Here is a 23,811-nt window from a genome sequence, read left to right as displayed (position 1 = left end):
TGTCACTCAACTTAGTAATGCGGCGGGGGTGGCTCTTGCTCCTGCGGCATGATTGACGAACCGCCTTGTACTTCTTTTAGCTTTTCGCCAAGTAACTCCATTTGGCGACGCATCTTAGCCATTTGTTGTTGATGAGCTTTTAGCTCGTCGTTCAGTATATCTATCGTTTCGTCTTGAAAAGAGACCTTAGCTTCAAGGCTCTCAATACGTGCTTCTAGGTTATTCATTTGCTTCTCTTAATCTCAAAATATTCAGAGAGACCACTTGAGCTTTCAGTGATCAACTGATTGTTACCTGTAAACGCTACAGCAAACACCACTGCCGATTTGGGTTGGCTGTGCTCTCGCGCCGCTACAAGGTAGTCTAAAACACGCTCTCCAGTGTCAATGTTCCACAACGCAAGCTCTCTACTTGGTGAACCAGTAGCGAGCCATTTAGCGTCATCTGAGAAACGCACGGCACTGAAGATTTTCTGGCGGGCAATATACTGCAAATTGCTGTGTTGCGCACCTGTTGTAAGATCCCAAATAATCGCTTGCTTTTTACTGCCTGCCGTAAATGCAAAACGCGCTTGTGGGTCTAACGCCACCTGGGTTACGCGACTGGCGTGGTTAAAGCGATACACAACTTGACCGGAACGCGTATCCCACAAATAGGCACTGTAGTCGTTACCGCCAGTAAGGGCGTAAAAGCCGTTAGGGGATAGGGCTACAGCATTGATTTTCTCTTGGTGACCTAAAAACTCGATTCTTCTGCCTGTTTGCAAATCCACGTGAACAGCTACACCATCGGCACGGCCATAAAGTACGTAACGTCCCTCTTTACTAATGGCGATGTCGCGAATGTGAGATTTGTCGATTTGGTAATAACCGCGGTTTTTACCTGTTGCCATGTCCCAAACAGCAAACTGCTCTTTGGTTGCCGTTACAGCAGCACTGCCATCGGGGGCGATATCCAGGGCAATAACAAGATTCTGTTCATCTTCACTGAGATACCATTGAAATTTTAGTGCATTGACTTGATTGTCCCACACAGCGACACCATGTTCTACTGTAGAGACGAGGCTGTAATGACCATCACTTGTCAGCGCGGCATCATACGCACCGCTGGCGGCGTGGGGGTATTGTTTGATAGCGTCAGACTGCTGTGGTTGGCATGCAATTGTGAGGCTTATCAAGGATGTAACGATCAGTGTGCGAATAATTCTCATAAATTTGCAGGTGTCCCTTAACTCTGCCGTCTGTAGCAGTTAGACTAGGTGTTGAGATTCAATTGAATCAAGGATATTTTTCTAATTATTTCATTAAAGTAATTAGAAAAACAGCCTCATGCTGGAGTTGGAATATTAGCTCAAATCTGTTTTGATGCTGTTATTCAAAATTTAGTTTTGTAACCCAAAATTGGCAACCTTATGTTGCTGGAGATAAGTATGAAGAAAACAATCAAGCTATCGCTTGTTGCGGCGTCAGTATTGGCCCTAACAGCGTGTAATCAAGAAGCTGCTAAGCAAGAAGTAAAAGAAGTAAAACTAGAAACTGAAGCACAGCAGCAAGCATACGGTATTGGCGCGTCTGTTGGTACCTACTTAAATCAAGACATGGCTGATAAAAAAGAATTAGGCATCGCGCTTGACCAAGAGCTTATGATCCGTGGTTTCCAAGATGCGCTAGCAGGCGAGAGCAAGCTAGACGAAGAGAAAATTCGTGAAGTGCTAACTGCACTTGATGCGTCTGTTCGCACTAAGCAACAAGAAGCTGCAACTGCGGCTGCTGAAAAGAACAAAGCAGAAGGCGAAAAATTCTTAGCTGAAAACGCACAGAAAGAGGGCGTTACAGTGACTGAGTCTGGTCTTCAATATGAAGTCCTAACTGCGGGCGAAGGTGAAAAGCCAGCTGAAACTGACACAGTAAAAGTACATTACAAAGGCACGCTACTAGACGGTTCTGAGTTCGACAGCTCGTACTCTCGTAACGAACCAACTAGCTTCCCGCTTAACCGCGTTATCCCAGGTTGGACTGAAGGTCTTCAGTTAATGCCTGTAGGCGCAAAATACAAGTTCACTATTCCTTCAGAGCTTGCATACGGCGAACGTGACCTAGGTAAGATCCCTGCAAACTCAACACTAGTGTTTGAAGTTGAGTTGCTTGAAATCGTTAAGCCTAAAACAGAAGCTGCTGATTCTGAGTAATCGGTAGTTAAAAAAAAGCCCCGCTCTCGAGCGGGGCTTTTTTGTGCGTATTGAATTAAGTGTGATTAGTGTAGAGGTTGTGAATTAGTTCATCCTCTAACTCAAAACGAGTGCTAAGCGCTTCACCCAGCTTAGATAAGTCATTGTCGAAGTTCTCTAACAAATCATCGCTTTTGGTTTCTGCATAGTTATCGTTGAAGTCTAGGGCAATGTCGGTTGTTGCTGAAATCTGAGGATACAAAGACTGCGCTAGTTTTAGGCTGTCTTCACCACGATTTTCACATTGCTTGACGATGTCATCATAGATTTCGAAATGCCCTGCTGAAAGATAATCCATTAGCAATTGGCAAAAACATTGGATACTTGCTTGCTCAGGCAGTGCCTGATCGTGCTTCGCGTGATGAGGTGTGCCAGCTAAGCCGCAGTATTGCACGAGTAGCTCTTGGCGATCTGCTAACCATTTGTCTATGACGCTGTGGCTGCCGCCCCATTTTTCTTGTGCCTGTTCCAACTGTGATAACATCTTTTTCTCCTACCCCCCGGTTGGCTATACCCCTATAAAAAGGAAATATCGCTCAAAGGTCAACCTATTTTTGCTAAATAATTGTTTCAATTGATAACATGGAATGTTAATGGGGACAGGGGTGAGAGTGGTTATCAGAAAAAGAAAAAGCCACCGCAAGGGTGGCCGAATTTCTTTAGCAGTCTCGTCAAGCGAGCTTCTTTTTATTTTGTTTGTTCTAACTTTTTATTGTTATTCTCTAGAACGGCAATAGTTATACCAAGGTCGTATAAGGCTTGCAAGTTTTTTAACAAAAAAATTTACATTTTTTTATAGAAAAAACATTTTTATCCCACCTAAACTCGCTACAAAAGCCGTAATTACGGGCTTTTTCAATATGCTTCATGCTTTTGTAAGGTGTTGTTAATAATTAACAAATATGCATTTGTTGCATCTTTAATTGGTTTCAATTGAATGTTCTGCTGCGCATCTGTAGGGTGCTGTCTACTCTTTTAGGTATTTATACGCTGTTTGTGAGTCTTTTTTATTTCGTGAATGTGCATTTCAATGATCTATTTCATCATCCGTAAGTTTGATTGTGGTAGAATTATCGGCAATTGAGTTTGAATCGAAGAGTTACGCCATGAGCGAATTGAAAAATGATCGCTACTTACGCGCTTTAGCGAAGCAGCCAGTTGATAAAACACCGGTATGGATGATGCGTCAAGCAGGTCGTTATTTACCTGAATATCGCGCAACACGAAGCCAGGCTGGTGACTTTATGAGTTTATGTAAGAATGCTGAACTTGCCTGTGAAGTAACATTGCAACCGCTTCGTCGTTATCCACTAGATGCGGCTATTCTGTTCAGTGATATCTTAACGATTCCAGACGCGATGGGCTTAGGCTTGTATTTTGAAACAGGTGAAGGTCCTAAATTTGAACGCCCAGTTTCTAGTTACGAAGACGTAGCTAAAATTGCTATCCCAGATCCAGAAGACGAGCTGGGTTATGTAATGAATGCCGTGCGCACTATTCGCCGTGAACTAAAAGGCGAAGTGCCGTTAATTGGTTTCTCAGGTTCGCCGTGGACACTAGCAACTTACATGGTTGAAGGTGGCAGTAGCAAAACATTCGGCAAGATTAAAAAAATGGCCTTCGCAGAGCCCAAAACCCTGCACCTATTGCTGGACAAGCTTGCTGACTCAGTAACTAGTTACCTCAATGCACAAGTGAAAGCGGGTGCGCAATCACTCATGATCTTCGACTCTTGGGGTGGGGTATTGAGTCCTCGCGATTATGAAGAGTTCTCGTTGCGTTACATGCATAAGATTGTTGATGGCTTAATTCGCGAGAATGACGGTCGTAAAGTGCCTGTGACTTTATTCACAAAGAGCGGTGGTCAGTGGATTGAGAAAATCGCGGCAACAGGCTGTGATGCAATAGGTCTAGACTGGACTATCGATATTGCCGACGCTAAACGTCGTGTTGGCGATAAAGTTGCGCTGCAAGGTAATATGGACCCATCGATGCTGCACGCTTCTCCTGAGCGCATTCGTGAAGAAGTAGCCTCTATCTTGGCTGGTTTTGGTAGTGGCAGTGGCCACGTATTTAACCTAGGCCATGGTATTACACCTGATGTAGACCCTGAGCATGCTGGTGCGTTTATTAACGCAGTGCATGAATTGAGTGCGCAATATCACAAGTAATAATTAAAAAAGCCCGCTGATGCGGGCTTTTTTATTAGCTAAATATGATTAGTAGATAAGGCTTGTGCCGTTTGCCATCATTGATGCGCGCCCTTCCATTAACTCTAGGTAGTTCTGAGTTGGCCAATTGCGGCGTTTTGCTTCGTCATAGGCTTGCTTTAGGTATTTTTCACCTTGTTGCATGTGACCCAGCTCACTGTAGGCAACACCTAATACCGATAGCAGCACTGGGTTATTTGGAGCTTCGGCACGCGCAAGCTCGGCGTATTTCACCGCCTCTTCGTAATCACGAATTGACTCTTTATCTGCAAAGGCCAGAAGTTTTGCGTAAGCAATCATCGCTGGCAGATATTGGTTGTGCGTTGCTTTTTTTAATATTTGGGCGGCCTTTTCTAAGTTGTAATGGACCGTTTCGTAGTCCAATAACTTATTAGCGAGCTGATACTGGGCACGTTCATTACCGCTGTCGCTCGCAACCTCAAGCCAGTTAAAGGCTTTCTTTTTATCAGCTTTACAGGCAGTGCCGTATTCAAAGCAACGCACTAGCCACAATTGAGCATCGTAGTTACCGTTTACAGCTGCTCGATAATACCAATCAAGGTAATCGTCGGTGCTGCCTTCAATTAGATCGGCTTCTAGCATCATGGCATAACGAGCTTGCGCATAGTTATTGCCTTTTTCAGCTAGAGCTTTCAATTTACCAGCGTACTCAACTTTTTGATCTTCATATTCGCGGCGGTAGTTTCCTTTTGATGCTTTGTGCTCAAAGGTGTGCGTTAAATCGAAGACAGCTTGTGGCTCACCGCTGTAGTCATTTGGCACATTGAATTGCCATTGCGAAATTGCTTCGAGTGCCGCAGCATCGATAACGTCTTTAGGGAATGAGGCGATAACTCGAGGGTTGATCACGTTGCCTTGTTGGTTTACGTCAAAGCTTACTGTTGACCATGCACTAAAAGATGAAGAGCTTTCGCCGTAACTTGGCGCGACTTTACTTTTCACCGTGATATAGCGAGCATCATGGCCAGACTTATCACGAACGGGTGCTAATAAGCTTTGGTGCTTATCATAGCCATATTCAAAAGCGAGCGCTTTGTATCGGTCTTTACCGTCTTTGCGCGATGGAATTTGGCTACGAATGGTTTTGTAGTTTTCTTTAGCCTCTTCATTTCCATAGTCGATCGCTAACATATACCAAGAAAAAGCATCGTAAATGTTTTGCTTCGTGCCTAAACCTTGCTCATACATTTTCGCCAGTTCATACATGGCGTTAGCATGACCTTGATGGGCAAGCTTTTGAAATTCAGAAAATGCTTGATCATATTCTGAATTATTTAAGTCTTTCATAGCACTGGAGTAATCCGCGAACGTGGCAAAACTAGCCAAACTTAGCGCAGTACATAGACCAAAAGTACGAATTTTCATTCCCTTTTACCTACTTTTTCTTCTTATATCACCGAGTTTACAAGAATTTTACAGTTGAACAAGGGATGAATAACAAAAAATGAGCCATTGGCTCATTTTTTAAAGTATATGAATTCGTTATTTAATCTATATCAAACGAGGCGATTCAAGCCATTAAGTGCCGCAACGCGGTACGCTTCGGCCATTGTTGGATAATTGAACGTAGTGTTCACAAAGTACTCAACATTATTGCCACCATTTTTTTGTTCCATGATAGCTTGGCCGATGTGAACAATCTCAGAAGCACGTTCGCCAAAACAATGCACGCCAAGCACTTCTTTCGTTTCACTGTGGAACAAAATCTTCAAGCTGCCTACGTCTGTGCCTGCGATTTGAGCGCGAGCAAGGTGCTTAAACTGAGCACGGCCCACTTCATAAGGAATTCTTGCTGCTGTGAGCTGTTGTTCTGTTTTGCCCACTGAACTCATTTCCGGAATAGTGTAAATACCAGCCGGAATATCAATGATCAGCTTTTCACTGCATTGACCATGAACAATTGCATCGGCGCAGATACGGCCTTGGTCAAAGGCTGCACTGGCTAGGCTCGGGTAGCCGATAACGTCACCCACGGCGTAAATGTTGTCTACTTCAGTCTGATAGCTTTCATTTACTCGGAGCTGGCCACGACTATCAGACTTCAAGCCAACGGCATCAAGGTTCAATGTGTCTGTATTACCTGTTCGGCCGTTAGCAAATAACAAGCAATCGGCTTTGACACGTTTTCCCGATTTCATATGCATGATGATGCCATCATCACGTGTTTCAACACGTTCAAACTCTTCATTATGGCGAATAAAAATCCCGCTATTCCAGAAGTGGTAACTCAACGCATCGGAAATTTCATCATCCATAAACGCTAAGAGCCTATCGCGGGTATTAACCAAGTCCACTTTTGTGCCTAATCCTTTAAAGATAGAGGCGTACTCACAACCGATAACGCCCGCACCATAGATAAGAATGCGTTGTGGGTCATGCTGCAGGTTTAAAATCGTGTCACTGTCGTAGACGCGTGGGTGAGTAAAGTCTATTTCAGGCGGACGATACGGACGTGAGCCTGTGGCAATAACAATGGTTGGTGCCGTAAGTTGCTCAAAGGAACCGTCTTGATGGCGCACATTAATGGTGTGTTTATCAACAAAACTGGCATCACCTTGGAATAGATCTATGCGATTACGTTCATAAAAGCTACTACGTAGACTCGACTGTTTAGAAATCACCGCGCTGCTGTGCTTTAAGATATCAGGGAAGGTCAGTCGGCCCGGTCGCTCATTGATATGAAACAGTGGATTAGCTTTGTACTCAATGTAACGACTGACTGAGTGACGCAGCGCTTTTGAAGGAATAGTTCCCCAATGTACACAGCCCCCGCCCACATCTCGTTGACGCTCAATGACAGCGACTTTCTTATTACTTTTTGCAAGGTTCATGGCGGTACCTTCACCGCCAGGACCTGTGCCTATAATAATAGCGTCATAATTATATGACGCTTCAGGCTGAATATGCTTGCTTGCTTTTTGCTTTGCCACGGTGACTCCTTGGGGCATTAACAATGTGCCTTACGCAAGCGCGAGTTTAGTTCTAACCAAGCTTGCTTTTGTAATTGCCAGGCACTTTCTAATTCATGGTATTGCTTCATTAAAGCGGATTTTTCACATTGTTGCAGCATTGAATTCTTTTTTGCTTCAATAACCTGCTTCTGTACATGACAAAAGTGCTGCAATTTTTTCAGCAACATATCATATTCGTTTTGCAAAAGAGCGAGTTTGTCTTGTGCGCTTTCAAATGCGGCCAATTTTACTTGCGTTTTAGCCATAAGCGTTTGCGCTTTGGCCTGCTCAATACGCTCAATTGGTGTGCGCTTAAGCTTTTTCGCAAGTCCTAAAAAGGCAAACGTACGGATCATCCATTTCGTTGGGTCGTAATGCCACCAACGGATCCCATTGCGATAGTCACTGGCAAAAATGTGATGGAAGTTATGATAGCCTTCGCCGTAGGTTAGGAAGGCTAAAAAGGCATTGTCTCGTGCGGTGTTCTTTTCCGTGTATGGACGAGTGCCCCAAATATGCGCCAGTGAGTTGATAAAGAAAGTGAAGTGTTGCGAAAGCACTAGGCGCAATAAGCCAGCGAGTAACAACATGCCGATAACATCACCGAAAATCATTCCTAATGTTAGCGGCAGGCCAATGTTCATTAGCGCCACAAGCTTCATATAGTGACGGTGTTGCCACATGACGACCTTGTTTTTTTGTAGGTCACGGGCGTTACTGTAATCACTGTATTTCTCGCCTTGATAGTCTCGTAACATCCATCCGATGTGGCTATACCAAAAACCTCGGGTTGCGGCATAGGGATCATTTATTGGGTCATCTACTTTACCGTGGTGAATGCGGTGGTCACTACTCCAGTGCAGCGCGCTGTTTTGCAGTGCAAACGCACCACCCAAAGCAAAAATAACTTCAATAACTGGGTGCGCTTCATAAGTTTTGTGTGCCCATAAGCGATGGTAACCGGCGGTAATCGAAAGCCCCGCGTAAAACATACAGGCAATAAACGCTATCCAATGCGAACTAGTGAATCCATAGGTCATCCCATACCAAGGAACAAGGGTGATAGCGGCCAAAAAAGAGATACTGAAGAACAGCACATTGACCCATAAAATAGGAGCTTTTTTCATGATAATTTAATCTCAGCGTACAACTGTACGCTAAAATAGAGGTTCAATCTCTCAGCGTCAAGTATTAGACTTGAGTTTTTAATCGCTTAGGTGGCAACCATGGCCGGAGTTCGTGCCCAGCAAAAATTGAAAACACGTCAAGCTTTGATAGAAGCGGCGTTCAATCAGCTCAGTGCTGAACATAGCTTCTCAAACTTGAGTCTGCGTGAAGTAGCTCGCGAAGCTGGCATTGCACCCACTTCTTTTTATCGACATTTCAAAGATATGAATGAGTTGGGATTAACCATGGTTGATGAAGCTGGCTTAACATTACGCCAGTTAATGCGCCAAGCTAGAAGACGCATTGCCAGTGGCGGCAGTGTTATTTCTACGTCTGTTTTAACCTTTATGGAATTTATCGACAATCAACCAAACCAATTTCGGTTGTTGTTGCGTGAACGCTCTGGCACATCAAAAGCATTTCGTTCAGCCGTTGCCCGAGAGATTAAGCACTTTATTCTCGAACTTGCCCATTACTTAGAAAATGAAACGGGCTGTGACAGTCATCATGCCTATATGCAAGCAGAAGCCATGGTGACAATTGTATTTACATCCGGTGCTGAAGCGTTGGATCTTGAGGGGCATTCCCGCGAAGAGTTGGTTGAACGCTTGATTTGGCAACTGCGTTATATTTCCTTCGGTGGCAACCATTACGCGCAAAAAACCAACAGTTAGTTGCTAGCTCGAAAATAAAATAGTCTTCACCATTTTCCATCAACACAGAGCTAGTCTCTGTGTTTTGTTTGCTTGTTCTGCATTAAAAATTCATGTTCGGTCTTATTTGGGAATTATAAACCCTACAAAATTCCTGCTTTAACCGTTTTTCGGGAATTTTTATGCTTGCCAGTGTGCTCGGGTTAATGATAAAAATTAGCCAGCTTTACAAATAAAGAACACACATGATGCATTTTACTCAGCTAATTACACTTCTACTTAACCTGCTGCTCATTGAGCATCATCGCGGGGCGTAGTGTTATAGCTGTGTATAAACACACAATAATAAGACCCCGCATTGAGCGGGGTTTTTTATTTGTGCATCTGGCACTGAGAATGAGGACAAACAATGCAAGACAAGGTATGGATCTTCGACACCACATTACGAGATGGTGAGCAAGCGCTAAAAGCGAGTCTAACGGAAGATGACAAGCTACAACTCGCGCATGCAATTAGCCGTCTGAATGTGGATGTAATGGAAGTGGGCTTTCCAGTTTCCAGTCCTGCTGATTTCCGAGCGGTGCAGCGAATTGCAACCGAAGTACGCAAACCAGTCATATGTGGCTTAGCTCGCGCGGTTGCAAAAGATATTGAAGCCTGTGGTGAAGCGCTTAAGCCCGCTGAGCGTGGTCGTATTCATACCTTTATCGCCACTTCTCCTTTGCATTTAGAGCATAAATTAAGAATGTCGTTAGACGATGCCACGGCTATGGCGGTTAAAGCGATTAAACAAGCCCGTAACTATACTGACGATGTTGAATTCTCATGTGAAGATGCTGGTCGAACTCCTCATGCCGACTTATGTCGCATTGTTGAACGTGCGATTGATGCGGGTGCGAACACCATCAACTTGCCAGATACCGTGGGTTATGTGACGCCAGACGAATACGCAGCGATGATCCATCACTTAATGAACAATGTGCCGAATATTGATAAGGCGAGATTGAGTGTACATTGCCACAATGATTTGGGGTTGGCAGTTGCTAACTCGATTGCAGCAGTGCAAGCGGGGGCGCGCCAAATTGAATGTACGGTCAATGGTATTGGTGAGCGCGCGGGGAACTGTTCGTTAGAAGAGGTGGCGATGATCATGAAGATGCGCCAAGACCACTTAAAAGTGCATACCGATATTCGCAGCGAAGAAATCTACCGCGCTTCGCGCCAAGTGGCAAAGATTTGCAATATGCCTGTGCAACCTAATAAAGCTATTGTGGGTGAAAATGCCTTCGCACACAGCTCAGGCATCCACCAAGACGGCGTGCTTAAAGCGCAAAACACCTATGAAATTATGTCGCCGGAAAGTGTGGGTGTTCCAAATAATCAATTGAATATGACTTCGCGATCGGGTCGTCACGTTATTGAACATCGCTTAAGCGAATTAGGTTATCAAGCTGATGACTATGACATGGATAGCTTATATGAAAGCTTTCTAGAGTTGGCTGACCAAAAAGGCACGGTTTATGACTATGACCTTGAAGCCATGATTTACTTCAATCAAATCCGTGATAAAGACGACCACTATCAACTTAATTTTGTGAACTCCGCTTCTAATTCTCAGTCAGTGGCCAGCGCTACGATTGGTTTGAGAATTGGTGACGAGGAAAAGCAAGAAGCCGCCACGGGTAACGGGCCTGTTGAAGCTTCTTTTGCTGCCTTGGCTCGCTTAACGGGAATGGAAGTCGAAGTGATTGAATACAACCTTGATGCAACAGGGCAAGGCGCAAGCTCACTCGGCCAAGTTGACATCATCGCCAAATACCAAGGGCGCACATACCACGGTGCAGGGCTTGCGGCAGACATTGTCGAAGCATCTGTCCATGCCATGGTGCGCGTTTACAACATTATTCATCGGGCACAACAGGTGTCTAGCTTAAAGCAACAAAGGAAAGCAGGATGAGTCAAAAGAATTACAGCATCGCCGTATTAGCAGGTGATGGTATTGGTCCAGAAGTCATGGCTGCCGCAGAGCAAGTGTTAGCCGCAACAAGTAAAGAATTCGGTTTTTCCTTGAGTCTGCATCATCACGCCGTAGGTGGTTGTGCTATCGATGAATTTGGTGAAGCGCTTCCAGCCCCGACGCTATCTGCCTGTGAGCAAGCCGATGCCATTTTGTTCGGCGCGGTTGGAGGTCCCAAGTGGGAAAACTTGCCTCCGGAGCAACAACCTGAACGTGCATCTTTGCTGCCGCTACGTAAGCATTTTGGCCTGTTCTGTAACCTGCGTCCTGCACAGTTATTGCCTGCATTGAGTAGTTCATCGCCGTTACGCCAAGATATCAGTGCTAATGGCTTTGATATCTTGTGTGTACGTGAGCTAACTGGCGGTATCTACTTTGGCGAGAAAGGTCGCAGTGGTGAGGGAGAACAGGAAGCTGCGTTTGATACGCAAACTTATTCGCGTAAAGAAATTGAGCGCATTGCACGTTTCGCATTTGAAGCGGCGCGTTTGCGTCATAATCATGTTACCTCGGTTGATAAAGCGAATGTATTAGCAACTAGCGTGCTATGGCGTGAAGTAGTGAATGAGGTAAGTAAAGAGTTTCCAGATGTGACTTTAGATCACATCTACATCGATAATGCTGCGATGCAGCTAGTGAAACAGCCTAGCCAATTTGATGTGTTGCTGTGCGATAACTTGTTCGGCGACATACTTTCTGATGAGTGTGCGATGATCACCGGTTCAATGGGATTATTGCCATCAGCGAGTCTTAATCAGTCTGGTTTTGGTTTGTATGAACCAGCCGGTGGCTCGGCGCCGGACATCGCGGGCAAAGGAGTGGCCAACCCAATCGCACAAATCTTGAGCGCGGCCCTGATGCTTCGTTACTCATTGGGTCAAGATGAAGCAGCAAGACGTATTGAAAAGGCCGTGGCCGAAGCGGTAGCCGCCGGTGTAGGAACGCCGGATATCTTCCCGAATGCAGGGTATACCACGCGTGACGTGGCTAATGCCATTGTTGAGCGTATTTAGAGGAGCGGGTCGTGGCAAATACTCTATATGACAAAATTTGGCAGGCGCATACGGTTGCCAAAATCAATGAGCAGACAGACTTGCTTTATATTGACCGTCACCTTGTACATGAGGTGACCTCTCCGCAAGCGTTTGCGGGCTTACGTGAAAAGAATCGCCCAGTGCGTTGCCCTGAGAAAACTTTTGCAACCATGGACCACAATGTTTCTACAAAGAGCCGTTCGTTAGACGCAGCCAGTGAAGTTTCACGCAATCAGCTAATGGCATTAGCAAAAAACTGTGAAGATTTTGGCATCGTTTTATATGATTTAAACTCGATTAATCAAGGTATTGTTCATGTAATGGGCCCTGAACAAGGGATCACCTTGCCGGGTACTACAATCGTTTGCGGTGATAGTCATACCTCAACTCACGGTGCCTTTGGTGCTCTGGCGCATGGTATTGGTACCTCAGAAGTTGAGCATGTACTTGCGACGCAAACATTGCAGCAGAAAAAAGCCAAGTCGTTAAAAATCCAAGTCAATGGTGTGCTACGTCCGACCGTTACTGCTAAAGATCTGATAATGGCGGTGATCGGTAAGTTGGGCACGGCAGGCGGCACGGGGTATGTAGCTGAGTTCTGTGGCACGGGCATTGAGGCGCTGTCGATGGAAGCGAGGATGACCCTGTGCAACATGAGCATTGAAATGGGGGCAAAAGCGGGCCTTATCGCGCCGGATGAGAAAACCTATGCCTACCTAGAGGGGCGTCCATTTGCGCCTAAAGGTCAGGATTTTATTGACGCAGTTGCCTATTGGCAAACCTTGCGCAGCGATGACGGTGCGGTATTTGATAAGGTGGTTGAGCTCGATGCATCGGAAATTCAGCCACAGATCACTTGGGGTACTAGCCCCGAGCAGGTCATTGGCGTGAATGATGTGATCCCAGACCCTGACAAAGAAACCGATTTAATTAAAGCCGATGCAATTCGCAATGCACTGAAATACATGGATTTACAACCCGGGCAAAAAATCAGTGATGTGAGTGTAGATACCGTGTTTATTGGTTCGTGCACCAACAGTCGTATTGAAGACTTGCGTGCCGCGGCGCACATTGTTCAAGGTAAACATGTAGCCTCAGGCATTGAAGCCTTAATCGTACCTGGCTCCGGCCTTGTGAAGAAACAAGCGGAAGACGAAGGTTTGGCGGATATATTCAAAGCCGCTGGTTTTGAGTGGCGTGAGCCGGGTTGCTCTATGTGTCTGGCGATGAATGATGACCGCCTAGAGCCGGGTAAACGATGTGCCTCAACTTCAAACCGTAATTTTGAAGGTCGCCAAGGTCGAGGTGGGCGCACTCATTTAGTGAGTCCTGCTATGGCTGCAGCGGCAGCGATTGCGGGTCGCTTTGTAGATATTCAAGGAGAAGCCCAATGAGCAGTTACCACAGTGGTTTAGTGGCACCGTTGGATAAAAACAATGTGGATACAGACCAAATTATTCCGAAGCAGTTTTTAACGTCGACCAGCCGCGATGGCTTTGATAAAGCCCTATTTTTTGATTGGCGTTACCTTGAAAATGGTGAACCGAATCCAGAGTTTGTGTTGAACTATGAGCGCTATCAAGGTGCTACGATTTTGCTCAGCCGCGACAATTTTGGTTGTGGTTCTTCTCGTGAACACGCGCCATGGGCGTTAAAGCAATACGGTTTTGACATCATCATTGCCGAAAGTTTTGCCGATATCTTTTTTAATAACTGTGCCAATAACCAAATGCTGGCGATTGCTTTATCAAGTGAACAACTCGACAGGTTATTTGCTTTGGCACAAGGCGATGCGCCTTTAAACATTGATATCGATTTGCAAAACCAAGTGCTGCACAGCGATGCATTCGAACCAATTTACTTCGAGGTGCGTGCTGATATCAAAGAGCGTTTGCTAAGCGGTCTCGATTTTATTGGTGTGACTGAGCAATATAATCCGCAAATCGATGCGTTTGAAAAACAATTGAACGAAGCACGTCCTTGGCAATAGCATCTGCGGGCCTCATCGCAATTGTTCGCACATTCGATATATAAAGCGCTACTATAGCGCTTTATATCTTTATGGATGAATCTAATGAAATTAGCTTTTGCAGCCACTGCCACGCTTTTTTGTTTAAGTGCGAGTGTTTTGGCGCGACCAGCGCCTTTGGTATCGATCCCCAGCCACGACGCGTTTTTTAACAACATCAAAGCGCATTGTGGTAAAGCCTATGAAGGGCAGGTAACAGTCGATAACGCTGGACCAAGCAGCTTTAGCGATGCCAAGCTAGTGATGCATGTTCGCCGTTGTAACGACCGCGAGCTACAAATCCCATTTCATGTCGGTGACGATGCATCGCGCACATGGATCATCACTAAAACAGGTAGTGGTTTAAGTTTGAAGCATGATCATCGCCATGAAGATGGCAGTGATGATGCATCAACCATGTATGGTGGCCACACCCTTGATGCAGGATTTGCTAATGCGCAATCATTCCCTGCCGATCAATATTCAAAAGAATTATTCATAAGCCAAGGTATTCCACAATCAATGGGTAATACATGGCAAATGTATATTTATCCCGAGCAGTTTACCTATCGCTTAGTCAGAGAAGGGCGTGAATTCCGCGTGGATTTTGATTTAACCAAACCAATTACGCCACCAACAGCTCCTTGGGGTTACAGCGATTAGTCGCAGGTGACTTCGGTCAGTAAGTTTGGTTCGTATTTACGGGGTGTGGTAGGGAAACGGTCGTACTCCTGCACACCTTTAATAACCTTGAGCGTGAAGGTACGTCCTTTGCACAAGTTATTAGCATGGCGCAGTATAAACACGCTTTGTCTTTGGAAATTTTGATAGCCATCTTCAACTACTTCGACGCGATACTTTTTGCTCGATAACTTGGTTTGGTAGTAATGCACGCGTTCGTCGAAATCATAGAGTTTTTCTTGTTCACCTATAGGTGGTGCTGTATAGGAACAAGCGGCTAAGAGAGCACAAGGAATAAGCAGTAAGCTTGAATTGCGCATGGTTAGTTCCTCTAGTTGTATGCCGACAGCGTATCCATTACAGTGATTGTAACACTTAACGAGGTCACTGCCATGCTAGAGAACCTAAAGCGTCTATTTAATTCGTTCAATGAAGTTACCACTGAAAATGAAGTACCTGACTTTAAAACTGCTGTCGCGGCACTGTTGGTGGAAGTGATGCGAGCTGATGATGAGCTACAAGCGCAGGAGCAGGAAATGATCCTCGCCTTGTTACAAAAACACTTCGGGCTCAGTATCGAAGAAGCCAGCACTTTGGTGTCAGACGCAAGCTCGAGTCTAGATGACGCAATTGATTATTACCGCTTTTCCAAGCAGATAAACGATAACACCAGCGCAGAACAACGAATCGAAATACTTGAGCTGTTGTGGCAACTCGCCTATGCCGATGGTAAGTTAGATAGATATGAAGAGCATGTGATTAGAAAGGTAGCCGATCTGCTGTATGTCACGCACAATGACTTCATACGCGCAAAGCTAGCAGCTCAACAAGAGTAGGCGCTCGGTATTAGCCACCGAGCGCTTTATGAATTAGCTATTAAGCTTGCTGGTTACTTCAACTAGCTGGCTGGTTAGGCCGCCAATCTTCTCACTTGCGCCTGCATCACTGATTTTACCATTCTCATCGAGAAGTGTATGAATCGCTGGAACTGCCAGTTGGTCACCTAGTACTAGTGCGCCGATACCACTTAAAATATCACGAACGTGGTTTAATCCACGTAACCCACCTAAACCACCAGGTGACGCGGCAAAAAGTGCCACGACCTTATTGCGAAATGCAGGCTCTGCGCCCGCTTCAGTACGTGATGCCCAATCGATCGCATTTTTCAGTACGGCTGTGATTGAGCCATTATATTCTGGGCTCGCTAACAAAATAGCGTCTGCGCTGCGCAGTTTGTCTTTGAGGATTTGCACATTGGCGGGTACGCCTTGTGCTTCAACATCTTCATTGAACATAGGGAGATCAAGTTCAGCCAGTGACAGAATTTCCACTTCAGCACCTTGTTGCTTTGCAAGCTCTGCTGCGTGTTCAATCACAGCGTGGTTAAAACTATTTTTACGAAGGCTGCCTGCTAGGGCGATAATTTTTGCGTTTGCCATGATAGTGATCCTTATTCGATGCAATGATGACTGTTTGCGTGTTTGTAACTTTAATAGAAAACCGACTTGCAAAAAAGCGCAAAAAACGCAAAGCTTGTGTGCGTATATACACATAAGGTGCAGGGTATGGCGATTGAGTTTAATGATTGGCAGGATATCAAAGTGGCGTTTGAGGTGGCTCGTCGAGGGACGCTCACTTCAGCCGCTGAAGCATTAGGCGTGCACCACAGCACGGTACTCAGGCGTATCAATCACCTCGAGCAAAGCTTAAACGCGCGGTTATTTCACCGCCATGCTCGCGGTTACACTGTCACAGAAACAGGGCAAAAGTTGTTTAGCACAGCCGAGCAAATCAATGAGCAGCTCGAGTCTTTACACAACAGTATTATGGCGGCAGATACGACCTTGTCAGGTTCGTTGTTAGTGACTACGGTGAGTGGCTTTATCGATTTGCTCGCTCCTGTGTGCGAACAGTTCCAGCAGCAGCACCCTAATGTACAGCTTGAAATTTTGCTCGATCAAAAGCGTTTGCGTCTTGACCATGGGCAAGCACATATTGCTGTGCGAGCTGGTCCGCGTCCTGATGAAGGTGACTATATTGCACAACATTTGTGTAGCAATGAATCTGGCCTTTTCGCTCATGAGCGATACCTTTCAAGGATGGGCGAACCAAAATCGTTGGCTGATTTGCGAGAGCATCACTTTATTTCCGGTGTCGCGGGATACAACAATCGCGTTCCTTATTTTGCTTGGGTAGATGAACATATACCCGCTTCGCAGATTTCTTTGCGGGTGTCAGAAACCTCCGATGCGAATCGCGCTATTGCTGGAGGCTTAGGTATTGGTGGTATGCAAAAAGAGGCCGCGAAGTTGTACCCCGAGTTGCGGCCTATTCTTGAAAGCGAGCTCAGTTGGCGCAGTGATATCTGGTTGGTGACTCATCACCAAATGCACCGCAGTGCGAAAGTGCAGGCTTTTGCACAATTACTGAAACAGTATTTTCGTGCTTAATTGCGCTTTATTCGCATGCACACAGCCCAGTGTGCCCTTGTTATTCATGGTCAATATGACACAATGACAAGGTCTTAATTAATTCTTACGCAAATGCGTTGATTGGAGTAATACCGTACATGGCAGATATTCAATTTCTTAATGTTGATCTTGAGTTGGAATCTAAGCATGACATCAGTGCGCTGGTGGCGGATTTAGATAAACGTGCTGTAGTGCTGCATTACGACAAAGATGAAACTCGTCAATTAGCGCGCATAGAAGCAAAAAGCGATGCCATGAGTCCGGATAAAGCCATTAATGAATTGTGCGAAATCATTGAATCATGCTCTAAAGCGGGCCTTAAACAATGGCTTAGCTGCTCGCGTCGAACGTTTGATTTAGGGTTTAACTCTGGTCACTCACCTAAATGTTTCAATGAAGCAATCAGCGCCGATACTTTATTACGCATCTCTGCAATTGGTGCGGGTATCGAAGTAACGATTTATCCTGTCCAAGAGTCTTAATTTCTTTCAAAAACTCCTTTGAGCGGTTGGCGCAGCGCCTACGGGCGTTGTGACCATCAATGTTTATTCAAAACTTCCCCCTTCCCAATTGGCTATAAACTGTTTTCTTTGGAAAAAATCTAAATTAATAACCAAATGGAATATCAAAGCATTTTCTATTCTTTTTTTATAACCCGTCATCTAGGTATTCTTCATGCTCACAATAGCCTAGCCGTGAATCTTCACTCACCTAGGTAGGAATTTATTTATCTGTGTCGATAACAAGGGCACAGCTATGGGTTAGAGGAAAGAAGATGTTGTTAAACCAGCTGAGTGCCGCAGCCAGTCCGTTATCACCCGAACAGGTGCAAAAGCTTCAAGGTTTGGTGGCCGAACTAAATCCAATTCAGCAAGCGTGGGTGAGTGGTTACCTAGCTGCCAATGCAAATACTGCAGCACTTGCTGGTGGTTTAACAACAGCACCTGCCGCGCAAGCAGGCGAAGCTGCAACCCTGACAATTTTATATGGCTCGCAAACTGGTAACGCGAAAAGTGTTGCGACCAAGTTGCAACAGCAAGCGCAATCACGTGGTTTAGCTGTGAAGCTCGTTAGCATGGCAGATTACAAACCCACTGCACTGAAAAAAGAGCAGTTTATCAGCATTGTGGTTTCAACTTATGGTGAGGGTGAACCACCTGAAGATGCTGAAACCTTGCATGAGTTCTTAACAACTAAGAAAGCACCTAAGCTGGATGGCGTCAAAATTGCTGTACTTGGTTTGGGAGACTCTAGTTACGAATTCTTCTGTCAAACAGCAAAAGATTTTGAAGAGCGCCTAGTGAAACTGGGAGCCGAAGTAATTCACCAGCGTGCTGATCTCGACGTTGATTACGAAGATCATAGCGAAGCGTGGATCTCAGGTGCGTTGGATGCATTCGAGCCAGACCTAAAAGCGCAACAAAATGACGCTAATGTCGTCAGTATGCCATTAACGGCGGGTGTTGCCAGTCACAGTCAATTCAACAAGCAAAACCCATTTACAGCAGAGTTAGCAACGGTACAAAAAATTACTGGTCGTGACTCAACAAAAGATGTGCGCCATATCGAAATTTCACTAGAAGGGTCGGATATTCAATATCAGCCGGGTGACTCGTTGGGCGTTTACTTCCTTAATGATGAAAATAAGGTGGATAGCGTGTTGAATGCGCTCGCATTAGATGGCGAAACGCAAATCAAACTGGGCGATGAATCTTTGAGCCTGCGTGAAGCGCTGATTGAAAAGCTAGAGCTAACTCAGTCTTATCCAGGTTTTGTTGAAAAATACGCGCAATTAACACAAGCCGCAGATCTGTTAGCTTTAGTCGATGACAAAGCTGCGATGCGTGAGTACATCGAAGCGCGTCAAACTTACGACGTAATCTTACAGAATCCTGCAAAAATAAGTGCTCAAGAGTTGGTGGATAGCCTGCGCAAAGTTCAGCCTCGTCTTTATTCGATAGCGTCAAGCCAAGCTGAAGTGGAAGAAGAAGTGCACCTGACAGTCGGTGTGGTCGAGTTCGAAAGCTTTGGTGAACAACACCTAGGCGGCTGTTCTGGTTATTTATGCCGATTTGCTGAAGAAGGCACACAAATCAAGGTGTTTACCGAGCACAATGATAACTTCCGTTTACCAGTGGACGACAATACACCGATTATCATGGTGGGTCCTGGGACAGGGATTGCACCATTTAGAGCATTCCTGCAAGAGCGCGATGCCCGCGAAGCAGAAGGTCAAAACTGGTTGTTCTTTGGGAATCCGCATTTCACCCAAGATTTCTTATACCAAACAGAAATCCAAGGCTATTTGAAATCAGGCTTATTAAGCCGTGTTGATGTTGCCTGGAGTCGCGATCAAGCACAGAAAGTGTATGTACAAGATCGTATCCGTGAGCAAGGCGAACAAGTATTTGCATGGCTAGAGCAAGGTGCACATTTCTATATTTGTGGTGATGCAAATCACATGGCCAAAGACGTTCACCAAGCACTGATTGATGTAGTTAAAGAATTTGGCAACAAAGACGATGAAGGTGCACAGCAATACCTAAAAGATTTGCGCAGTGCCAACCGTTATCAAAAAGATGTTTATTAAGCGCCCGTCAGCGCAGTTAATGTAGGAATTGATATGAGCGATTACAAGCCAAATAGCAAGCACGATCCACAAGCGAAACTTGCTGACAATGAGCGTCTAAAAACCCAGAGCAACTTTTTACGCGGTACCATAGAAGCTGATCTCAAAGACCAAATTACAGGTGGTTTTACTGCGGATAACTTCCAACTGATTCGTTTCCACGGTATGTACCAACAAGATGATCGTGACATTCGTCCAGAGCGAACGAAGCAAAAGCTTGAGCCGCTGCACAACGTAATGCTGCGTGCACGTATGCCTGGTGGCATCATCAAGCCGGAGCAATGGCTTGCGATTGATAAGTTTGCTGACGAGAAGACCATGTATGGTTCTATTCGTTTAACTACACGCCAAACATTTCAGTTCCATGGTGTGTTAAAGCCAAACATCAAAGATATGCACCAAATGCTGAACAGCGTGGGCATTGACTCAATTGCGACAGCTGGTGACGTAAACCGAAATGTTTTGTGCACCACCAATCCTGTTGAATCTGAATTGCACCAAGAAGCGTATGAGTGGGCAGCAAAAATTTCAGAGCACTTGCTACCTAAAACACGCGCTTATGCAGAGATTTGGTTAAATGGTGAAAAGTCAGAAACAACGGATGAAGAGCCCATCTTAGGTTCGACTTACTTACCACGTAAGTTTAAAACTACCGTGACCATTCCGCCGAACAACGAAGTTGATGTGCATGCCAACGATCTGAACTTTGTCGCTATTGCTGACAACGGCAAGCTTGTTGGTTTTAACGTACTCGTTGGTGGCGGCTTGGCAATGACACACGGTGACGTAAATACCTATCCGCGCAAAGCTGATGATTTTGGTTTTGTGCCACTTGAGCACACTTTAGCAATCGCTGAGCATGTGGTTTCAGTGCAGCGTGATTGGGGTAACCGTGTAAATCGTAAGAATGCGAAAACTAAATATACACTCGATACATTCGGCAGTGATGCGTTTAAAGCCGAAGTTGAAAAGCGTGCGGGCGTAAAGTTTGAAGACAGTCGTCCTTATGAATTCACGCATCGCGGTGACCGCTTTGGTTGGGTCGAAGGGATCGATGGTAAGCATCACCTGACTGTGTTCATTCAAAATGGCCGTATTCTTGATTTCCCTGATAAAGCTCTGAAAACGGGCTGTCGCAAAATTGCAGAAATCCACCAAGGTGATTTCCGCATGACGGCGAACCAAAACTTGATCATCGCAGGTGTACCAGCTGATCAGAAATACGTGATTGAACAACTCGCTCGTGAGCATGGTTTGATTGATGATAGTCACACAGAGCAGCGCAAAGCATCAATGGCGTGTGTATCACTGCCGACTTGTCCATTAGCAATGGCTGAAGCTGAGCGCTATTTACCTGAATTGATCGAAAAAACAGAAGCACTACTTGAGAAGCATGATGTCGCAGATGAGCACATTATCCTTCGCGTGGTAGGTTGCCCGAACGGCTGTGGCCGCGCAATGCTGGCAGAAGCCGGTTTGGTAGGTAAAGGCCCTGGAAAGTACAACCTTTACCTTGGTGGTAACCGAGAGGGTACGCGTATTCCGAAATTGTATTTGGAAAACGTTGGTGAAGAGGTATATCTCGAGGCACTGGATGAACTAATCGGACGTTGGGCAAAAGAGCGCAATCAAGATGAAGGTTTCGGTGATTTTGTGATCCGTCAGGGGATCGTTGCAGAAGTTAGAGTCTCAAAAACAGACTTTCACGCATAAATAGGTAAGAGGGCAGGTTAATGAGCGAGTTTAAAGACATTTTGACGCTCGATGACAATGCACGAAAGGCAAAGTTAGCTAATGTAAACGCAATTTTGGCTGATAAATCAGCTGTTGAGCGTGTCGAATGGGCTGTGGGCCACTTACCTGACAGCCATATCTTGTCCTCGAGTTTTGGTATCCAATCAGCTGTCATGCTGCACATGGTTACTAGTGTGAAAAAAGATATACCAGTTGTATTAACTGACACAGGTTATTTGTTTCCTGAAACCTATCAATTTATAGATCAAATGACAGATAGGTTGAAACTGAATCTGAAAGTATATAAAGCTAAGTATAGTCCCGCATGGCAAGAAGCGAAGTACGGTAAGTTGTGGGAGCAAGGTGAAGGCGGTATCAAGCTGTACAATCAAATGAATAAAGTTGAGCCAATGACACAGGCATTAAAAGATCTAAATGTCGGTACTTGGTTTAGTGGCTTGCGCAGACAACAGTCAAGTACTCGTCAAGACAAGAACATTGTTGAGATCAGTCGTGGCACAGTTAAGGTGTATCCTATCATTGAATGGCATAACCGTGACGTTTACCAATACCTGACCCAACATGATTTACCGTACCACCCATTATGGGAGCAAGGTTATGTGTCTATGGGAGATGTGCACACCACCAGAAAACTAGAGCCAGGTATGACAGAGGAAGAAACGAGATTCTTTGGTATTGGCCGGGAATGTGGACTTCATATAGACGGCGATGGTATTTAATTGCGGATATAGAAATAAAAAAGAGGGCTAAGCCCTCTTTTTTATTCGTCGTTACCGTCTTGCTTTTGTTTGGCTTCACGCACCTTTAGGGTGCGCTCTTGATATTCATTGTCGTTCAACTTTGAAATCATAGCGCTCGCATCATTCATTGCGACTTCTACGAAACCAAAACCTCTGCGCTTACCTGTGTGTTTGTCTTTAAGGAGACGCACGCTAAATACCGTACCATGCTGTTCAAACAGCTCTTTAACCATGTGCTCGTTTGCACGATAAGGCAAATTACCTACATATAAGGTCTTGGTGTCGGCATCCTCTGTATTACTAGAGGTAGTGCTGCCACTACTATTGCTGTTAGCCAATACTAAAGCGATTCCTGTGATCAATGCGCCTAATGCGAAAGAAAGAGGTGAAGAAAAAGCAGAAGCTGACAAAGCGAAAGCTAAAACTAAATAGCCTAATGCCGCGATACAAACTGTAATTATAATTGTTTTTAGATTGGGTGATGTCATTGTGATCTACCAGATATACATGAAATAAACATTAAGTTAACAAAATGCAAAGTCTTATCTTAACGAGATTCCTTCACATAGCAACAGATAAAGCAGTTAACTTCGCTTATATTGGTTGATCTAACGCTAATTTTGAGTGAAAAAACATCAAAAAAAGACTTTTTGTATGTATTTTGAGCGAACGGAAAAGATCTTTAAAAAAAGTGTTGATCTGATTTTGGATCTCCCTATAATGCGCATCCACCGACACGGCGGACTGCTTACAAACAAGCAATACGAAGTGAAGGTTGAGTCAAGTAAAACTGGGTTTTAAGAAACTTTAAATTTTCTCAAAATTAAGTGTTGACAACAAATCAGGGTTGAGTAGAATGCACAGCCCTCGAGACGCGAAAGCAACTCGAAACCGGGTAACCGGACTGTTCTTTAAAAATATGAAGCAATCATCTGTGTGGGCACTCGTACAGGTTGAGTTCTAACAGCAGATTCTAGTTCGCTAGATGACGCAAACAAATTTAGAGTCTCAATTGAACTGAGTGACCAACGGAAACAAGTTTACTTGTTTCAGCACAGTCAATTCGATATCGAAAGATATCAAAATCAGAATTCAATGAGCGCCGAATCTTCGGATTCAAAAAACTTTTAATTGAAGAGTTTGATCATGGCTCAGATTGAACGCTGGCGGCAGGCCTAACACATGCAAGTCGAGCGGTAACATTTCTAGCTTGCTAGAAGATGACGAGCGGCGGACGGGTGAGTAAT

The 23,811-nt window shown here is 45.0% G+C and carries 23 protein-coding genes and 1 rRNA gene; 15 read left to right on the top strand and 9 right to left on the bottom strand.

Annotation, left to right across the window (positions count from 1 at the left end):
- Nucleotides 1-11 precede the first annotated feature (11 nt).
- The gene (locus tag V1358_RS17450; RefSeq protein WP_347392072.1) at nucleotides 12-227 is read right to left on the bottom strand and encodes a SlyX family protein; all 216 of its coding nucleotides are present in this window, start codon (nucleotides 225-227) and stop codon (nucleotides 12-14) included.
- The gene (locus V1358_RS17445) at nucleotides 224-1,210 is read right to left on the bottom strand and encodes a WD40 repeat domain-containing protein (protein WP_347394345.1); all 987 of its coding nucleotides are present in this window, start codon (nucleotides 1,208-1,210) and stop codon (nucleotides 224-226) included. Before V1358_RS17445 ends, V1358_RS17450 begins: the two co-directional genes overlap by 4 nt.
- 219 nt (nucleotides 1,211-1,429) lie before the next feature.
- Here V1358_RS17445 and fkpA point away from each other — a divergent pair, with 219 nt between their 5' ends.
- Nucleotides 1,430-2,188 carry an FKBP-type peptidyl-prolyl cis-trans isomerase gene (fkpA, locus tag V1358_RS17440; protein ID WP_347392074.1) on the top strand — a complete coding sequence of 253 codons (759 nt, stop codon included), beginning with the start codon at nucleotides 1,430-1,432 and terminating at the stop codon, nucleotides 2,186-2,188.
- A 55-nt stretch (nucleotides 2,189-2,243) separates the two neighbouring features.
- Here fkpA and rsd read toward each other — a convergent pair whose 3' ends face one another.
- Nucleotides 2,244-2,711, bottom strand: coding sequence for a sigma D regulator (gene rsd, locus V1358_RS17435; protein ID WP_347392075.1), 468 nt, complete (start codon nucleotides 2,709-2,711; stop codon nucleotides 2,244-2,246).
- A gap of 622 nt (nucleotides 2,712-3,333) precedes the next feature.
- Here rsd and hemE point away from each other — a divergent pair.
- Nucleotides 3,334-4,398, top strand: coding sequence for a uroporphyrinogen decarboxylase (gene hemE / locus V1358_RS17430; protein WP_347392076.1), 1,065 nt, complete (start codon nucleotides 3,334-3,336; stop codon nucleotides 4,396-4,398).
- A gap of 48 nt (nucleotides 4,399-4,446) precedes the next feature.
- Here hemE and V1358_RS17425 read toward each other — a convergent pair whose 3' ends face one another.
- The 3 genes from V1358_RS17425 to V1358_RS17415 all read right to left on the bottom strand — a co-directional run bounded on the left by V1358_RS17425 (nucleotide 4,447) and on the right by V1358_RS17415 (nucleotide 8,536).
- Nucleotides 4,447-5,823, bottom strand: coding sequence for a TonB family protein (locus tag V1358_RS17425; RefSeq protein ID WP_347394344.1), 1,377 nt, complete (start codon nucleotides 5,821-5,823; stop codon nucleotides 4,447-4,449).
- Between the two features lie 131 nt (nucleotides 5,824-5,954).
- Nucleotides 5,955-7,388, bottom strand: coding sequence for a Si-specific NAD(P)(+) transhydrogenase (sthA, locus tag V1358_RS17420; RefSeq protein ID WP_347394343.1), 1,434 nt, complete (start codon nucleotides 7,386-7,388; stop codon nucleotides 5,955-5,957).
- Nucleotides 7,389-7,405: 17 nt separating this feature from the next.
- Nucleotides 7,406-8,536, bottom strand: coding sequence for an acyl-CoA desaturase (locus V1358_RS17415; RefSeq protein WP_347394342.1), 1,131 nt, complete (start codon nucleotides 8,534-8,536; stop codon nucleotides 7,406-7,408).
- 99 nt (nucleotides 8,537-8,635) lie between these two features.
- Between V1358_RS17415 and fabR the strand changes: the two genes are divergently transcribed.
- From fabR to V1358_RS17385, 6 genes are all read left to right on the top strand, one after another.
- Nucleotides 8,636-9,250, top strand: a complete 615-nt coding sequence (gene fabR, locus V1358_RS17410; RefSeq protein ID WP_347392079.1) for an HTH-type transcriptional repressor FabR — start codon at nucleotides 8,636-8,638, stop codon at nucleotides 9,248-9,250.
- A 388-nt stretch (nucleotides 9,251-9,638) separates the two neighbouring features.
- A complete protein-coding gene (gene leuA, locus V1358_RS17405; RefSeq protein WP_347394341.1) occupies nucleotides 9,639-11,186 on the top strand; it encodes a 2-isopropylmalate synthase in 1,548 nt (515 codons plus the stop codon).
- Complete coding sequence (leuB, locus tag V1358_RS17400) at nucleotides 11,183-12,259, top strand: 3-isopropylmalate dehydrogenase (RefSeq protein ID WP_347392081.1); 1,077 nt, start codon at nucleotides 11,183-11,185, stop codon at nucleotides 12,257-12,259. The genes leuA and leuB overlap by 4 nt, the downstream gene beginning before the upstream one ends.
- An 11-nt stretch (nucleotides 12,260-12,270) precedes the next feature.
- Nucleotides 12,271-13,674 carry a 3-isopropylmalate dehydratase large subunit gene (gene leuC, locus V1358_RS17395; RefSeq protein WP_347392082.1) on the top strand — a complete coding sequence of 468 codons (1,404 nt, stop codon included), beginning with the start codon at nucleotides 12,271-12,273 and terminating at the stop codon, nucleotides 13,672-13,674.
- A complete protein-coding gene (gene leuD / locus V1358_RS17390; RefSeq protein WP_347392083.1) occupies nucleotides 13,671-14,270 on the top strand; it encodes a 3-isopropylmalate dehydratase small subunit in 600 nt (199 codons plus the stop codon). Before leuC ends, leuD begins: the two co-directional genes overlap by 4 nt.
- Nucleotides 14,271-14,354: 84 nt before the next feature.
- The gene (locus tag V1358_RS17385; RefSeq protein ID WP_347392084.1) at nucleotides 14,355-14,951 is read left to right on the top strand and encodes a hypothetical protein; all 597 of its coding nucleotides are present in this window, start codon (nucleotides 14,355-14,357) and stop codon (nucleotides 14,949-14,951) included.
- Here V1358_RS17385 and V1358_RS17380 read toward each other — a convergent pair.
- Nucleotides 14,948-15,289, bottom strand: a complete 342-nt coding sequence (locus V1358_RS17380; protein ID WP_347394340.1) for a hypothetical protein — start codon at nucleotides 15,287-15,289, stop codon at nucleotides 14,948-14,950. The two genes, V1358_RS17385 and V1358_RS17380, sit on opposite strands and share 4 nt — an antisense overlap.
- 72 nt (nucleotides 15,290-15,361) lie before the next feature.
- Here V1358_RS17380 and V1358_RS17375 point away from each other — a divergent pair, with 72 nt between their 5' ends.
- Entirely contained in the window at nucleotides 15,362-15,805 is a 444-nt protein-coding gene (locus tag V1358_RS17375; RefSeq protein ID WP_347392086.1) for a tellurite resistance TerB family protein, read from the top strand.
- 33 nt (nucleotides 15,806-15,838) lie between these two features.
- Here V1358_RS17375 and V1358_RS17370 read toward each other — a convergent pair whose 3' ends face one another.
- Nucleotides 15,839-16,408, bottom strand: a complete 570-nt coding sequence (locus tag V1358_RS17370) for an NADPH-dependent FMN reductase (RefSeq protein ID WP_347392087.1) — start codon at nucleotides 16,406-16,408, stop codon at nucleotides 15,839-15,841.
- A gap of 126 nt (nucleotides 16,409-16,534) precedes the next feature.
- Between V1358_RS17370 and V1358_RS17365 the strand changes: the two genes are divergently transcribed.
- The 5 genes from V1358_RS17365 to V1358_RS17345 all read left to right on the top strand — a co-directional run bounded on the left by V1358_RS17365 (nucleotide 16,535) and on the right by V1358_RS17345 (nucleotide 22,543).
- A complete protein-coding gene (locus V1358_RS17365; protein WP_347394339.1) occupies nucleotides 16,535-17,419 on the top strand; it encodes a LysR family transcriptional regulator in 885 nt (294 codons plus the stop codon).
- Nucleotides 17,420-17,538: 119 nt separating this feature from the next.
- A complete protein-coding gene (locus V1358_RS17360; protein WP_347392089.1) occupies nucleotides 17,539-17,922 on the top strand; it encodes a hypothetical protein in 384 nt (127 codons plus the stop codon).
- A 293-nt stretch (nucleotides 17,923-18,215) separates the two neighbouring features.
- Entirely contained in the window at nucleotides 18,216-20,030 is a 1,815-nt protein-coding gene (locus tag V1358_RS17355) for an assimilatory sulfite reductase (NADPH) flavoprotein subunit (RefSeq protein WP_347394338.1), read from the top strand.
- Nucleotides 20,031-20,063: 33 nt separating this feature from the next.
- Nucleotides 20,064-21,782: an assimilatory sulfite reductase (NADPH) hemoprotein subunit gene (gene cysI, locus V1358_RS17350; RefSeq protein ID WP_347394337.1), complete on the top strand. Its 1,719-nt coding sequence runs from the start codon at nucleotides 20,064-20,066 to the stop codon at nucleotides 21,780-21,782.
- A 20-nt stretch (nucleotides 21,783-21,802) separates the two neighbouring features.
- On the top strand, nucleotides 21,803-22,543 hold the full coding sequence (locus V1358_RS17345) for a phosphoadenylyl-sulfate reductase (protein WP_347394336.1): 741 nt from the start codon (nucleotides 21,803-21,805) through the stop codon (nucleotides 22,541-22,543).
- A gap of 41 nt (nucleotides 22,544-22,584) precedes the next feature.
- On the opposite strand, the gene V1358_RS17340 is transcribed toward V1358_RS17345, so the two are convergent.
- The gene (locus V1358_RS17340; protein ID WP_347392093.1) at nucleotides 22,585-23,052 is read right to left on the bottom strand and encodes an RNA recognition motif domain-containing protein; all 468 of its coding nucleotides are present in this window, start codon (nucleotides 23,050-23,052) and stop codon (nucleotides 22,585-22,587) included.
- Nucleotides 23,053-23,692: 640 nt separating this feature from the next.
- Here V1358_RS17340 and V1358_RS17335 point away from each other — a divergent pair.
- Nucleotides 23,693-23,811, top strand: a 16S ribosomal RNA gene (locus V1358_RS17335); the annotation flags it as partial.

Origin of the sequence: Pseudoalteromonas pernae (assembly GCF_039831865.1) — a bacterium.
In the GTDB taxonomy this organism is placed as follows: Bacteria; Pseudomonadota; Gammaproteobacteria; order Enterobacterales; family Alteromonadaceae; genus Pseudoalteromonas; species Pseudoalteromonas pernae.
This window is presented reverse-complemented; position numbering and strand designations above follow the sequence as displayed.

Coding starts and splice junctions, on each gene's coding strand:
- V1358_RS17380 (WP_347394340.1), bottom strand. CDS start 15,289: ATGCGCAATTCAAGCTTACTGCTTATTCCTTGTGCTCTCTTAGCCGCT.
- V1358_RS17345 (WP_347394336.1), top strand. CDS start 21,803: ATGAGCGAGTTTAAAGACATTTTGACGCTCGATGACAATGCACGAAAG.
- V1358_RS17360 (WP_347392089.1), top strand. CDS start 17,539: ATGGCAGATATTCAATTTCTTAATGTTGATCTTGAGTTGGAATCTAAG.
- leuD (WP_347392083.1), top strand. CDS start 13,671: ATGAGCAGTTACCACAGTGGTTTAGTGGCACCGTTGGATAAAAACAAT.
- V1358_RS17370 (WP_347392087.1), bottom strand. CDS start 16,408: ATGGCAAACGCAAAAATTATCGCCCTAGCAGGCAGCCTTCGTAAAAAT.
- V1358_RS17415 (WP_347394342.1), bottom strand. CDS start 8,536: ATGAAAAAAGCTCCTATTTTATGGGTCAATGTGCTGTTCTTCAGTATC.
- V1358_RS17365 (WP_347394339.1), top strand. CDS start 16,535: ATGGCGATTGAGTTTAATGATTGGCAGGATATCAAAGTGGCGTTTGAG.
- fabR (WP_347392079.1), top strand. CDS start 8,636: ATGGCCGGAGTTCGTGCCCAGCAAAAATTGAAAACACGTCAAGCTTTG.
- V1358_RS17385 (WP_347392084.1), top strand. CDS start 14,355: ATGAAATTAGCTTTTGCAGCCACTGCCACGCTTTTTTGTTTAAGTGCG.
- V1358_RS17445 (WP_347394345.1), bottom strand. CDS start 1,210: ATGAGAATTATTCGCACACTGATCGTTACATCCTTGATAAGCCTCACA.
- rsd (WP_347392075.1), bottom strand. CDS start 2,711: ATGTTATCACAGTTGGAACAGGCACAAGAAAAATGGGGCGGCAGCCAC.
- cysI (WP_347394337.1), top strand. CDS start 20,064: ATGAGCGATTACAAGCCAAATAGCAAGCACGATCCACAAGCGAAACTT.
- leuA (WP_347394341.1), top strand. CDS start 9,639: ATGCAAGACAAGGTATGGATCTTCGACACCACATTACGAGATGGTGAG.
- V1358_RS17450 (WP_347392072.1), bottom strand. CDS start 227: ATGAATAACCTAGAAGCACGTATTGAGAGCCTTGAAGCTAAGGTCTCT.
- leuB (WP_347392081.1), top strand. CDS start 11,183: ATGAGTCAAAAGAATTACAGCATCGCCGTATTAGCAGGTGATGGTATT.
- fkpA (WP_347392074.1), top strand. CDS start 1,430: ATGAAGAAAACAATCAAGCTATCGCTTGTTGCGGCGTCAGTATTGGCC.
- hemE (WP_347392076.1), top strand. CDS start 3,334: ATGAGCGAATTGAAAAATGATCGCTACTTACGCGCTTTAGCGAAGCAG.
- V1358_RS17340 (WP_347392093.1), bottom strand. CDS start 23,052: ATGACATCACCCAATCTAAAAACAATTATAATTACAGTTTGTATCGCG.
- V1358_RS17425 (WP_347394344.1), bottom strand. CDS start 5,823: ATGAAAATTCGTACTTTTGGTCTATGTACTGCGCTAAGTTTGGCTAGT.
- V1358_RS17355 (WP_347394338.1), top strand. CDS start 18,216: ATGTTGTTAAACCAGCTGAGTGCCGCAGCCAGTCCGTTATCACCCGAA.
- V1358_RS17375 (WP_347392086.1), top strand. CDS start 15,362: ATGCTAGAGAACCTAAAGCGTCTATTTAATTCGTTCAATGAAGTTACC.